At 61.0% G+C, this 11,978-nt stretch carries 14 protein-coding genes; 11 read left to right on the plus strand and 3 right to left on the minus strand.

Translation table 11 applies throughout. The annotated features are described in order from the left end of the window. Positions 1 to 1,804 (minus strand): alkaline phosphatase family protein (locus tag IVB32_RS17710; protein WP_247410802.1); only part of this gene is annotated, 1,804 nt, incomplete at its 3' end. A 635-nt stretch (positions 1,805 to 2,439) separates the two neighbouring features. On the opposite strand from IVB32_RS17710, the gene IVB32_RS17715 reads away from it, so the two are divergent. The 8 genes from IVB32_RS17715 to IVB32_RS17750 all read left to right on the plus strand — a co-directional run bounded on the left by IVB32_RS17715 (position 2,440) and on the right by IVB32_RS17750 (position 9,537). Then, complete coding sequence (locus tag IVB32_RS17715) at positions 2,440 to 3,690, plus strand: site-specific integrase (protein ID WP_247410803.1); 1,251 nt, start codon at positions 2,440 to 2,442, stop codon at positions 3,688 to 3,690. A gap of 298 nt (positions 3,691 to 3,988) precedes the next feature. Continuing rightward, positions 3,989 to 4,687, plus strand: coding sequence for a hypothetical protein (locus tag IVB32_RS17720; RefSeq protein ID WP_247410806.1), 699 nt, complete (start codon positions 3,989 to 3,991; stop codon positions 4,685 to 4,687). A 74-nt stretch (positions 4,688 to 4,761) separates the two neighbouring features. Continuing rightward, the gene (locus tag IVB32_RS17725; protein ID WP_247410808.1) at positions 4,762 to 4,980 is read left to right on the plus strand and encodes a hypothetical protein; all 219 of its coding nucleotides are present in this window, start codon (positions 4,762 to 4,764) and stop codon (positions 4,978 to 4,980) included. 63 nt (positions 4,981 to 5,043) lie between these two features. Continuing rightward, entirely contained in the window at positions 5,044 to 7,740 is a 2,697-nt protein-coding gene (locus IVB32_RS17730) for a hypothetical protein (protein ID WP_247410810.1), read from the plus strand. Positions 7,741 to 8,411: 671 nt separating this feature from the next. Next, a complete protein-coding gene (locus tag IVB32_RS17735; RefSeq protein WP_247410812.1) occupies positions 8,412 to 8,657 on the plus strand; it encodes a hypothetical protein in 246 nt (81 codons plus the stop codon). A 50-nt stretch (positions 8,658 to 8,707) separates the two neighbouring features. Beyond that, the gene (locus tag IVB32_RS17740) at positions 8,708 to 8,974 is read left to right on the plus strand and encodes a hypothetical protein (RefSeq protein WP_247410814.1); all 267 of its coding nucleotides are present in this window, start codon (positions 8,708 to 8,710) and stop codon (positions 8,972 to 8,974) included. Continuing rightward, entirely contained in the window at positions 8,975 to 9,310 is a 336-nt protein-coding gene (locus IVB32_RS17745; protein ID WP_247410816.1) for a hypothetical protein, read from the plus strand. After that, on the plus strand, positions 9,307 to 9,537 hold the full coding sequence (locus IVB32_RS17750; protein ID WP_247410818.1) for a hypothetical protein: 231 nt from the start codon (positions 9,307 to 9,309) through the stop codon (positions 9,535 to 9,537). Before IVB32_RS17745 ends, IVB32_RS17750 begins: the two co-directional genes overlap by 4 nt. 194 nt (positions 9,538 to 9,731) lie before the next feature. Here the strand turns inward: IVB32_RS17750 and IVB32_RS17755 are convergent, their stop codons facing one another. Then, the gene (locus tag IVB32_RS17755) at positions 9,732 to 10,031 is read right to left on the minus strand and encodes a hypothetical protein (protein WP_247410820.1); all 300 of its coding nucleotides are present in this window, start codon (positions 10,029 to 10,031) and stop codon (positions 9,732 to 9,734) included. 144 nt (positions 10,032 to 10,175) lie between these two features. Here IVB32_RS17755 and IVB32_RS17760 point away from each other — a divergent pair, with 144 nt between their 5' ends. Both IVB32_RS17760 and IVB32_RS17765 read left to right on the plus strand, forming a co-directional pair. After that, positions 10,176 to 10,415, plus strand: a complete 240-nt coding sequence (locus IVB32_RS17760; protein WP_247410823.1) for a hypothetical protein — start codon at positions 10,176 to 10,178, stop codon at positions 10,413 to 10,415. A gap of 268 nt (positions 10,416 to 10,683) precedes the next feature. Next, entirely contained in the window at positions 10,684 to 10,833 is a 150-nt protein-coding gene (locus tag IVB32_RS17765; RefSeq protein ID WP_247410825.1) for a hypothetical protein, read from the plus strand. 219 nt (positions 10,834 to 11,052) lie between these two features. On the opposite strand, the gene IVB32_RS17770 is transcribed toward IVB32_RS17765, so the two are convergent. Beyond that, complete coding sequence (locus tag IVB32_RS17770) at positions 11,053 to 11,286, minus strand: hypothetical protein (protein ID WP_247410827.1); 234 nt, start codon at positions 11,284 to 11,286, stop codon at positions 11,053 to 11,055. A 220-nt stretch (positions 11,287 to 11,506) separates the two neighbouring features. Between IVB32_RS17770 and IVB32_RS17775 the strand changes: the two genes are divergently transcribed. Next, positions 11,507 to 11,978: RNA ligase family protein (locus IVB32_RS17775; RefSeq protein WP_247410835.1), on the plus strand; the 472-nt coding region annotated here is incomplete at its 3' end.

Here is an 11,978-nt window from a genome sequence, read left to right on the forward strand (position 1 = left end):
AGCCGGCCGTGTCGAAATAGCGCTGGCTGCCGACGCGCTGGAAGTTCAGCACGGTCTGCAGGCCGTTCTCGGACTTCTTCGACTTCTCGACCCCCTTGTAGGCCTTCGGCACGATGCCGTTGGACAACGCCTCCGACATCACGCGGCCGACGAGACCGCCGTTCTGAGAAGCGCGCAGACCGAGGAGCTGAGCGGCCGTCATGCCGACGTCGGCATTGCTGACCGGGATCTCGCTGACATACCCGGCTTTGAAGTCCGGACCGATCGCGGCCATGAAGTTCATGGTGTCGCCGCGGCTGAAGCTGCCATGCATGCCCTGGCCCTGGCGCAGCACGGTGTCGGCGACCTGCACCGAGCAGTTGGTCGGCGCCTCGCCGCAATCGCTGGCATAGGAGCGGAAGTTGACCACGATCGCCGGCGTCGGCGTCGCCGCCTTGCCGCGCAGGTTGATGCTCGACAGCGGCAGCGTGCCGGGGAAGCGGCCGAGCGAGTCATCGACGAACAGGCCGGAGACGTAATCCTGCTCAAGCAGCAGCTTGACGGTCTTGGCCGCCAGCTTCTTGTCTTTGGTCGGCAAATAGATCAGGTCAGAGCCGCCATTGGTGGCGACGACGAGATCGGGCTTTTCCGGATCCTTGCCGAGCACGCCGTTGCCGGCCTTGGGATGCTTGTTGCCCTCGACCTTGGCGTTCTTGTCGTTGGGATCGAACAGCGGCAGGTCGAGCGCCTTCGCCAGATCGAGCGCCAGAAAACCCATCGGCAAAAAGTCCTTCGGCGTGTCGTCATAACTGACCTTGGCCGAGGGGCTGGTCTTGCTTTCCTTGGAGATGGTCGAGAAGCCGTGGTCGGCCTGGACCATGATGTTGGTGGTGGCGGCAAGGCCGAGCTCGTCCAGCGCCTTGCGGAGCTGGGCGAGGTTGTTGTCGGCATTCTTGATGCCGGCCATCGAGGTCGGCCCGTTGATGCCGGGCATGATCTGGTTGAGGCTGTCGCCGGTGTTGTGCTGACTGCCATCGGGGTCGCGCGACCAGAACACCAGCACGAACGGCTTGTTGCGCGCCTTGAACATCGGCAGCACGACCTTGGCCGCGACGTCGGCGAAATAGGCCTGCTGCGCGACGTTGGCCGCCGTGGTGCCGGGCGTCTTGGCATCGCCCGCCTTGGAGTTGTCGCCGCGCGGCGGCGTGGCGAGGGGCAGGCCGGCCTTGGTGAGAGCGGCCTTGACCTCGTCCGACAGCGCCACGCCGTTCTTGCCGCCGGTCGCATCGTCGAACACGACCGAATGCAGGCCGGCCTTTTCGGGCTTGTCGGTGTGGTCGAACTGATAGGTCGGACCATGCTTGCCGAGCGCGGCGGTGCTGTAGCCCTTGTCGCGGGCCAATTTCAGGATCGTGTCCTCGTTGAGGTAGTCGCCCTTGAAATGCTCGTCGATGTCGCCAAGCACGGCGTCGTTCTCGATGAAGGGGACCACGGTGTCGCCGGCGGGTACCGAGGTGTAGTTGGTCCAGATCGTATTGGAGAACACGCCGGTATCGCCGAGATAATGGCCGGTCGACATCGCCGAGCCGTTGGCCATGGTGAAGGTCGGGAACAGCGAATGCGAATTCTTGAAGTTGACGCCCTTGTCGCGGATTTCGGCCATTGCGGGGGCGGTCTCAGGCGTGACCTTCAGCGCCCGCAGACCGTCCGGAATGAACAGGATCAGGTTACGGGGCGTGTTGTTCTCTGCGGAGGCAGGTCCGGTCGAAAATCCTGCGGACAACACTGTCAGTCCGGCTGACAGCAACACCAGCGAACGGCGCATCAAAATCTCTCCCTGCGAGGCGGCTTGGCCGCCAACCGCGGCCCCCGGCTTCATTTAGTTTCGCTGCATGACGGTTTTGTTACAAGAGCGGAGCGCCATGTAAAGAAGGACAGGGGCCCCGCTCTGCGCGGCGTCCGGCGGCACGAGATCGCGGTGTCGGCACGCGCTGCTTCAGCATCGTTATTGCGAGCGCAGCGAAGCAATCCAGAATCTTTCCCCGGCGGCAGACTGGATTGCTTCGCTGCGCTCGCAATGACGGAGTGAGTGGCTGGCAGCGTCGCGCTTCGATTCGCATTCCGAGCGGCAGACACACCTTCGCCCTCTCGCGGCGCATTTCGCCCGAGCTTTGCTTGGTCGCCTCACCCTCAAAATGAAAGAGGGCGCAGGGAAGACCGGGTGCCGGCTGGCACCCGCGGTCCACTGTGCGAGATTGTCGTAAGAACAATGCACAGCGGCATACAGGTGAAGCCCAACATCCGGCCTTCCCTGCGCAGGGGAAAATAAATACGCGCATGGATTTGTATGGAGGTGTATGGAAATTCTAAGCCATTGATCGCCCGCAAGTTCTCGCCACATAATGCCATGCGCCTCCTTACGCCTTCCCACACACCATTGGGACAAAACCGGGGACACACATGGCACGCAAGGTCCGTCACAGCGCTCTGGAAAGCCGCAGCGCACGGTTGAAATTGCAGGTTCGTCGGAAGCCCTATCCCGGCCCGTCATTGGCGCGGGGCGTCTCGCTGCTCTATCGGCGTAATCGCACCAATGGCGCATGGGTGGTGAAAGCGAGCGACGGTCATGGTGCCTACTGGACCAAGCGCATCGCCGATGCCGACGATTTCGACGACGCTGACGCCAAAGCTGTGCTGACGTTCTTTCAGGCGCAGGACACGGCCAGGCGATTGGGGCGCGGCGACAACGACAGCGGCGATAGTGCACCCATCAGCGTAGACGGCGCCCTCACCGCCTATGAGGCTGATCTGAACGCGCGCAGCTCCAATCCTTACAATGCCCAATGGCCTCGTGTTCATCTCACGTCGGTGCTGCTCGCCAAACCGGTCATCGTGCTCACCTCCAATGAGTTGCAGAAGTGGCGCGATGGCCTACTGACCAAGATGGCTCCCTCCACAATCAACCGACTCTGCGGCTGCTTGTGCGCCGCTCTGGAGCTGGCTGCGCAGCACGATCAGCGCATCCAGAACAAGCAAGCATGGGACGTTGGCCTTGCCGGTCTGCCGGATGCGCAGGAAGCCCGGAACGTGATCCTCTCTGACCAGAAAGTGCGAGCATTTGTTGAGACCGCTTACGCGCTCGATCACAAGCTCGGGCTGCTAGTTGAGACGTTGGCGATCACTGGCGCGCGGCCAAGCCAAGCCGTGCGCTTGCGCGTTGCCGATCTGGACGCACACCCCATCCGTCCTAAACTGTCTATGCCGAAATCAGCGAAAGGTGGCGGTCGCAATCGAGCCAAAAAGCGAAACGAGCGCTATAGCGTGCCGATCACGATGCAGCTCGCGGCCAAGCTGAAAGAAGCGTCGAAGGGCCGCGCTGATGAGGCGCCGTTGCTCTTGCAGAGCGACAACGCATCGTGGGGTGACAATCCCGGCCAGACTTATCATCGTCAGATCGACAAGGTCGTGACCGCGATCGGCCGCGATCCGGCCGAAGTCACCGTTTATGCGTTGAGGCATTCAAGCATCGTGCGCATGCTCTTGCAGAACGTGCCGATCCGATTGGTCGCGTCGCTGCACAACACATCAGTCGCGATGATCGAGCGGACCTATTCGAAGCATATTACTGAGTTCAGTGACGACCTCTCTCGTCGAGCGCTGTTGCAGCATGAGCCCGCAACTGCGGATAACGTCGTATCGTTGGCGAGCTAAATGGCCGCGAACAACACCCTGCTTGCGTGCGAGCTAGCCCCAGCCTCATTCCTACAACGTTCGTTCACGCCAACACAGTAATGAGAGCACGGGCACAGGCTCCCAGCTAACTAACCAACCGCTAACGTTCGTCTACGAATGTTGGTTAGCGCGGACCCCGTGCAGTCCAGTCAGGCTTTCACTGCTCGCAAGTCGTGTCCGCCCATTATGATCTATTCGGGCACGCGGAGCGCAACCTGCTGTCGCTCCGCGCGTTGCCTCGGACTCGTCACTGCGACGGGACAGAACGGGCAAAGCCATGGTGAAACCCCCGAGCAAGGCATCAAGTCGCGGCCAGAGCAATCAAGTCGCAGAAATCAGAAGGCTGCAACGGCGGATTGCGAACGGTGGGCTGCTTCAGTTCCAAAAAACAGGAGGACTGGAGATTGATAACTTCGCCTCTGATTTTGGCAACGGCAACAAGCAATTCCTTCGTGACGCTGTTGAACAGATGGGGCGATTAGCGGTCCAGGACTTCTCTTGGTCATTCGACCTGCTCTCGGGCGCACGAGACTTCACGAAACGGACTCTTCACGAAATTGAAAAAGTGGACAAGGCGGGTCTCTGGCTGCGTGGTTTAGACCAGTCGATGATGATGAACCTGCATGTCGGCCTCTCCGCGAGAGATGGCCGTTCAGAATCCGTCGACTTGGAGTTGGACGCTATCATCGAGGCAGTCCAACTCATCCACCGATCCAACGAAACTCTGAAGCAGGATTTCGAAGTTTCGCGACCGTTGGTTAGCGGGCGATCCGAAGTCCTCGCAAATGCATTCGTCCGGTCGATGCTCGCTTTTCATCGCGACCAGCTCGGTCGGCCAGCCCCGAAAGCTCGGACCGGACGATTTGCGGAGTTCATGCAAGCGGCTTGGGATGACCTCGGCTTTCCTAAGTTGGCCGAAGACACGCTTGGGAACCTCGCAGAACGGTTACCGCGTTTGATGCCGAAAGATAGCTAACTAACTGCGTTAGGAGATGCCGCCGTCGTAACCGAGATTGCCCTACGCAGTCATATGGACGGAGGACAAAGCTAATGGCGCGCCCTGAAGTAACCAGCCGCAAGCTGACCAATCGAAACGACGACGGCGATGCCTACAGCATCGACGAGTTCTGTGCTCGTCATCGCATCAGCGTGCAGTTGTTTTACAAGAACCGCGACCAGATGCCCCGTGGCTTCAATGTGGGCACGCGCGTGCTGATCTCGAAAGAAGCCGCTGCTGCTTGGCGCCGCGAGCGCGAGAACGCCGCCTAGCCAAAGTAAAAGGGCGGCCCGCCAGCCGCCCCTCCATCATCATCATCTCACGGGAATTCTGGAATGTACCTCACTGATAGCAGCGCGCCCGCGTGCGCGCAAGGCAGCAGCACGAACCCGCAGGCCATCGGCCCGATCGAGTTCCTGAAGGCACTGTTCGCCAACACCTCCGGGCCGGCTTACATCTGCTCGTTCACGAATGAGCGCATCGAGGGCGCCGAGCGACACATCATCGGCCGCAATTTCGCGCACGTCCAAGGCTTCAGGGAGAAGTGGGACATCAACGGGCGCGGCATGTTCGTTTGCGTCTCGACCCAGCGCGAGGGCACGCAGAAGCGCAACAAAGAGAATTGCAAGGAGACCAACGCCGGTCACACCGACATCGACTTCAAGAGTGTCGATCTGATCGGTGACGAGGATGCACGTGGTTTCGTGCTGAAGCAGCTCAAGCGGCTGAAATATCAGCCGAGCGCGATCGTGTTCTCCGGCAACGGAATCCACGTCTATTATTTCTTCAAGGAACCGATCGACACCCAGACGAACAAAGACCGCCTGGAGGCATTCTATCGCCAGCTCGCCGATGTCATGGCCGGCGACCTCGCGGTGTGCGAGGTCAGCCGTGTGATGCGCCTGCCGGGCTCGCACAACAGCAAGGATGGCGCGCTCACCGAGGTCGAGATCATCGAGCTGCATCCCGATCGCCGCTATGACCTCGAAGAATTGGAAGAATGGCTGAGCGAGCAGTCGCCGGTCATGCTGCGCAAGGAGCGCGAGCATGCGAGCCCGGCCGGCGCCGGCAACGATATGCTCGACTTCTTTGCCGAGTACGGCAAACGCTTCAACCTGAAGCCGCCGATCGACGTGCAGCAGCGCCTCGAAAACATGATGTTCATGGCCGGCGGCGACGCCTCGGTGCATCAGACTCAATTGCAATGCACGGCGGCGCTGCTCAATACCGGCGTACCCAAGGACGAGGTCGTCGCCACCGTGCTCGCCTACACCGAGCGCGCGGCCGGCAACTATGGCAGCCGCTGGAATTGGCGGCGCGAGGAACGCGGCCTCGTGCAGATGTGCGACGACTGGATCAAGAAACATCCACCGGCCAAGCCGAAGCTGCAATCGGTCGACCTCACGCGCAACGTCGTCGAGCAGGAGGAAAGGCAGGCCGCGACCGGCACTGACCCTGGCGGCAATGTGGTCAAGATGCCGGTGACCACGCCGGCGCCGCCCAAGCCGCATGAGCTGCACATCGCGATCGGCAAGGCGGTCATCGCGCATTTCGCGAGTGAGGGCGAGGAGCTGATCAACACCAAGAACGGTGCATGGTTCTACGCCAAGGGCATTTGGGAGCTGCGCACCGAGACCAAATGGCTCGACGTGCGGATCGAGCACAACTGCGAAGAGCTTGGCTATAAGACCGCGACGAGGCTGATCAGCGAGACACGCAACTGGATTTTGCGCCGGCCCGATCTGTGGCGCGACGGCGAATTGCCCTGGGATCAGCACGGCAAAATCCCGACGCGTAGCGGCCTCATCGACCCACGCACGGGCGCGCTGGAGCCGGCGCGCCCGGATCACTTCTGCACGTGGCGCGTCGAGGTCGATTATCAGCCCGACGCCAAGTGCACATGGTGGGAAACAATGATGACCGACATGTTCGGCGACCGCGACGAGACCGATCAGCGCGCGCTGATCGGCGTCGTGCAGGAGTGCATGGGCGCCGCCCTGATCGACAAGAAGCCGCGCGCGCTTTCCAAAGCCCTGGTGTTCTGGGGTATCGAGAACCGCGCCAAATCTGGCGTGCTCGATGTCACCAGCGGCCTGTTCGGCGGCAACCCGATCGGCGCGTCGCTGGCGTCGACCGAGGGTACGCACGGCTTGATGCCATTCCAGCGGCGGGCGCCCTGGATCTTGCACGAGGCGTTTGGGGGACAGTGGCATCTGTCCGCAACCGTCAAATCGATCATCACGCAGGAGCCTGTTCAGATCAACATCAAGAACGGACCGATGCCCACCACCGTGATCAGGGCGCCGATCTTCTGGGCGACCAACTTCCAGCCGCAGTTCAAGGAGGCGACGCGCGCCATCGTCAGCCGCATGATCGTGATCGAGGTGACCAGGGCGTTCGCCGAAGACAAGCCGATCGGCGCCGCCGCCGAGGCGATCAAGCGGGGCTTCTCCAAGCCGGGCGAGTTCGTCGTCGCCACCGAGCTTCCCGGCATTTTGAATTGGGCCATGGCGGGCCTGCGGAGGGCGCTGGAGCGGGGTTCGATCGAGCTGACTTCCGGCATCAAGAAGACCGCTGACGCGATCCATCGCGACAGCAACCTCGTCGCCGGCTTCTTGGATGAGTGTATCGGCTATGACCGGAACGCCCGAATTCGGACGACCGACTTCTGTTTGGCCCACTCGGCCTGGTTCTTGGAGATGAAGGGCGAAGACCGTCGTCTCCCGAGCAATGACAGCATCGGCAAGGCCCTGAGAGCCATTGGCGATCCTCGTATCGGCATGGATGTCGAGGAGATGCGGGACAACACCAGCCGGTTCTACTGCGGCATCGCGCTGAACAAGGCCGGGCTCCAGTATCACCTCACGGCGTTCCAGAGCCGGCTGTTTGAGGGGAAGGTCGCCACCGCCACGGCGCCGGATCGCGAGGTCAACTCGCTGATCCCGCCGTCCTGGAACGTCAAGAAGAGCGTCATCGGAATGCGTGAACATCACCGCGACAGTGACGCGAAGGAAGAGATCGATGACGAGTGAATTCAAATCGGTGAAATGCAGCTCCACGTGTCACGACGACGTGTCACTTTACGCTGCCGTGTCACTCGACCGCGATGACACGTGACACGAGAGGACGATCGCAGAGGTCGAGTGTCACGAGGCGTGTCACGACCGAAGCGACTTAAGACGTTGGAGTTTTCGCGATCAGTGACACTAGTGACACTAGGAGGATCAATAGAAGGGAGAGCTGTGAAGAGGTCGGAAACAGGTGGGATACAAGCAATCTGGAGGGAAAGCGAATTTCCGGTGTCACTCGCGTCACGTGTCACTGGCGTGGTCGGAGAAGCGGCTGCGGCCAGCGTCGAGGCGTCCGGCGATCTCACCAAGCCAACCCGGGTGCGGCCGCGCGACCCGCATCGCCGATGAACTCGAACAGACGGCACAAGGAGCTGGACGCGAAACGCGAGCTGATCAAGGTGCAGCCCACGCTCGACGCCAAGCAACCGTATTCGCGGCTGCGATGAAGGTCCTTGAACGGCTGCGTGATCTGTACGCCCTCGCGCGTGGCGCCAGGGGATCGAAAGCCGGTGACACCCCGGGGGGGTGGACTCGAAGCCCGGCCTGCAAAGCCCCGAGAACCGCACCGGCTGGTCCATGTGCAATAGGATCAGATTCCTAGACGGGGGTTGGACGGCATTTAGGAGGCCACCGTGAAAAACAAGGCGAAGGCGCACCTTGCACCGACGGCCGCCGCCCAGCGCATGCGGGAACACCGCGCGCGCCAGGCGAAGGGCGCTACGCGAATTGCCATCGATCTCGACGGGGACGACAAGGACTGGCTTCGGGGCCAAGGCACATTGACGGAATGGGACGAGGAAGATGGACGAGCGCTCGCGCGAGCTTTGAAGCTGGCGCTGCAGAAACTGCACCGCAAGTTACAGCGTAACGAAGGTTGAGGTCGCGATCTGCTATTTGAAGGTCGACTTCGAATAATGAGGAGACGAGAATGGTCGTCAAGTTATCAGCGACGGACCTAGAAACTGGCCGCCGTTTGGTTGCCCGCAAGATGGGGCGTTCGGTGGTTCGCATTTTGCCGGAAGCCGATGATTTGGTTGCCGTCAATCGGATAACCAAACGAATCCGCGAACTGCTCTGGCGCCGTGATGATCCTGGCAACATGCGCGCCTGTCGCGCGCTGGTCCGCGAGCAAGCTCGGCTGTCGCTTGCGTATGAGCGACGCCATGGGAAGGCCCCCAACATCAAGCACGTGTAAATGACGAACGTCCCAACTCTCGAAGAGCGCGGTGCGATCGAAGCGCAGGTTTTGCCCCAGCGGCGAGCCGAGATCGAAGGCCTCGTCAAATCGCTGGCCCCAGTGATCGGCGATTTCGTGCTGGCAGCAATCACGCCGCTGAAAGCGCGGATCAACGAACTGGAGTCGCGCCCGACACTGCGTTACTTGGGCGTTTGGGATGCATCGCGGACGTATCCGCCGGGGTCCTTCGTCACACATGCGGGTTCGATTTGGCATACCGACCAGGAAACCGCCGGCGTTCGGCCGGGTGACGGCGCAATTTGGCGACTGGCTGTGAAACGGGGCACAAAATGAAAGTACTGGATGAAGCAAACGCCGAGCTGTGCCGCCATCGCGATCTTGCGTTAACTGCCTATGCGCGCCGTCTGCTTGCTCGCGGTGCCGACATTGACGGAGAAGAGTTTCGTGCGGACTTGTCGAAATACGCGGGCGAGCTGGAGGCGTGGCGCAGCAAAGCGATGGATCGCTTGCGGCAATTTGTCGAGGCGATGATGGAGCGGCCGTCCGCGACGCTGCACTAACTGCCGATGATGCTCTAGCGCATCAAGGAGTTCGTAGCGCTGTTAGTCTGCTGTTGTGGGAAAAGCGGAAGTCGCGATGCGCGTAGTTCGACTTCCGAGTCTGCGCGTCGGGTAATCTCCGAGTTCGAAGGCAAAGCGGAAAACCATATGCTCGCGCCTTGGTGCACGCAGCACAACCAAACAGCAGGCGAACGCTAAAAGCCGTTCGCCGCGGCGCTGTCGCGGTCAGCTTGTTTTTGCCGAACAATCGCTAGGCCTTCGCTGCACGCAACAAATTCGCTGCTCCCGAGACGCATTCCAAACTTCTCGCAAAACGAACGATTCTCATCCGTTAATGCCTGCACAAGTTGCTGTTGTGCCGCCGCGCGCATGGCGGGAACAGCGATGAAGGCTGCATAGAGGCCACATGCTACCATCGCGGCAATGACCAGTGAAAACGCGAGTGAACCTGGAGCACGATTTATGACTGGAGTACTGACGCTGTGTTGGGCCATCGCCGTTTCTCCTCTTAAATATCTGCTGAAAATATCTTTGACGCCCCGCAAATTCTAGACGCTCTTGGCCAGCCCCAATGTGAACCTGTTCACATTGCTGCACAAGGAAAAACGAGCGTCGGTTTGAGAAGGACAAGCTTGTGGATGCCCTATGGCGATGTCGTGATCGCCCTGTCCACGGTGCTACTCACCAAGCGGACGCTCAATGGCCGCGAGATCGATCAGATCATCTGGGATGTTGAGACACGCAAGGCTTTGGCGATTGAGCAACAGCGCCGGGCAGACCGGCGCAAGGCCGAAGTGGACGCCGAGCGCTTTCGGGCGGAATGTAAGCAGCTCGACGCCGCGCGCTCGCCACATCTTGCCCAAAATCAAGTGGCGTAATCGGCGACATCAATGATCAGAAGACACGGCGGATGTACCCGAGCCTTATGATCTCGAATGGCCCCGACGTGCAATACAAGCGGCTGGGCTGAAGCGGCTGGAAGATTTGATCCCCACAAAGACGGATGATCGGGACCGTCTCTGGTAGGAGTTAAGGCCGCCTCGGCGGCCCTTGTCCACACCCACGACAGGCAGTAGCTCGCCGCCGATCCGACCTCCTACCAATCGACAATTTGCCAGCCGCGCGTGGCCCCGCTTTGATGGCGGCATGGCGATCGTCCGCATCCGCAAGCATGAAGCTGTGCCGCAAACCGGCAGTTACGAAGTCTGCTTCGGCGATGGCCGGCCGAGCGTCTACTTCTATTGGGACGACGTCGCCGGACGGCGGCTCCAGCCTGACCGGCGCAGAAGCACTTGAGCGTGGCCGCAAGGGCCGAACCCGAGCACATGCTGTAGGAGCCCGACAACGAGACGGCCCCAGGCCGGCGCAAGGAAGCTGGGCTGGGGCCGCTCCGGGGCCGAGAGCCTAGCCCCGCGCGTCTGAAACGCTTGCAGAGCCAAGTCTAGATAATGGCCATCGTTCCTATCGTAGCAGCATCAAGGATCGCGGCCCGGAGCCGCTGCTACAGGATGGATTTCATGCGTCGCCCAATGACCAATGGGTGCCAGCCGCTCCTTGGCCGCTGTCTGAAATCCGATGATGTCTGGCGGCGATGTCGGCAGGCTTTGTGGCTTCTGACGTCCTGGCAAAACTGATCCTGCCGAGCCTCTGCTCGGCCTCAAGCACCAGCTCGTGGAGATGCTGCAGTTCGGAAAGCTCAGAAGCAAGTGCTTCGAGACGCTGGCTCAAGACTGCAATGCGATTGTACATCTGGCCACCTCTAAATTACTGCGATTTAGTTGTTGTTCCTGCGCGCTGCGGCCGGGGACCTCGGTTAGGCTAGTGCTAAGGCCGCCTGTGCCGCGCCGATGCGGAGGCGAGCAGAACTAACCAAATTGAAAGCTCTTTGGGGTTCCCGCGATTGCAAATGTGAATCGCGCCCACAGGATTCGCCGTTCTTGTGCTCAATCCCTATCTCCCCCTGATGCGTATGGCGTACGAGCTTTGCCTGGCCAGTGCCGGCAAACAGGTTCCGACAGGACCGGACTGGATTCACGAAGTCAAACACGACGGCTACCGGATGCTGGTCATTCGGGAGAACGAGCGCGTGCGGCTGTTCTCGCGCAACGGCACCGAGTGGACCAGGCGCTATCCATGGATCGTCGAGGCGGCGCTTAAGAACCGGCAGAAGCATTTCGTCATCGATGGCGAGGCCGTGGTGCTCGGCGTCGATGGCGTCTCCGATTTCAACGCGCTGCACAGTCGCAAGCACGAGCACGAGGTGCAGCTCTACGCGTTTGACGTTCTCGCCATCGCCGGCGACGACCTTCGGCAGCTCCCGCTGCACCTGCGCAAGACGAACCTGGCGCGGCTGCTGCCCCGCCGGCCAGACGGGATCACCGTCGCGCCGTTCGAGCGCGGCGAGATCGGGCCGGAGCTGTTCCTGGCGGCGTGTCGCATGG

The sequence above is a fragment of the Bradyrhizobium sp. 23 genome, from assembly GCF_023073295.1.
Lineage (GTDB): Bacteria > Pseudomonadota > Alphaproteobacteria > Rhizobiales > Xanthobacteraceae > Bradyrhizobium > Bradyrhizobium canariense_D.

Coding starts and splice junctions, on each gene's coding strand:
- IVB32_RS17725 (WP_247410808.1), top strand. CDS start 4,762: ATGGCGCGCCCTGAAGTAACCAGCCGCAAGCTGACCAATCGAAACGAC.
- IVB32_RS17765 (WP_247410825.1), top strand. CDS start 10,684: ATGGCGATCGTCCGCATCCGCAAGCATGAAGCTGTGCCGCAAACCGGC.
- IVB32_RS17745 (WP_247410816.1), top strand. CDS start 8,975: ATGACGAACGTCCCAACTCTCGAAGAGCGCGGTGCGATCGAAGCGCAG.
- IVB32_RS17760 (WP_247410823.1), top strand. CDS start 10,176: ATGCCCTATGGCGATGTCGTGATCGCCCTGTCCACGGTGCTACTCACC.
- IVB32_RS17720 (WP_247410806.1), top strand. CDS start 3,989: ATGGTGAAACCCCCGAGCAAGGCATCAAGTCGCGGCCAGAGCAATCAA.
- IVB32_RS17750 (WP_247410818.1), top strand. CDS start 9,307: ATGAAAGTACTGGATGAAGCAAACGCCGAGCTGTGCCGCCATCGCGAT.
- IVB32_RS17770 (WP_247410827.1), bottom strand. CDS start 11,286: ATGTACAATCGCATTGCAGTCTTGAGCCAGCGTCTCGAAGCACTTGCT.
- IVB32_RS17730 (WP_247410810.1), top strand. CDS start 5,044: ATGTACCTCACTGATAGCAGCGCGCCCGCGTGCGCGCAAGGCAGCAGC.
- IVB32_RS17715 (WP_247410803.1), top strand. CDS start 2,440: ATGGCACGCAAGGTCCGTCACAGCGCTCTGGAAAGCCGCAGCGCACGG.
- IVB32_RS17740 (WP_247410814.1), top strand. CDS start 8,708: ATGGTCGTCAAGTTATCAGCGACGGACCTAGAAACTGGCCGCCGTTTG.
- IVB32_RS17755 (WP_247410820.1), bottom strand. CDS start 10,031: ATGGCCCAACACAGCGTCAGTACTCCAGTCATAAATCGTGCTCCAGGT.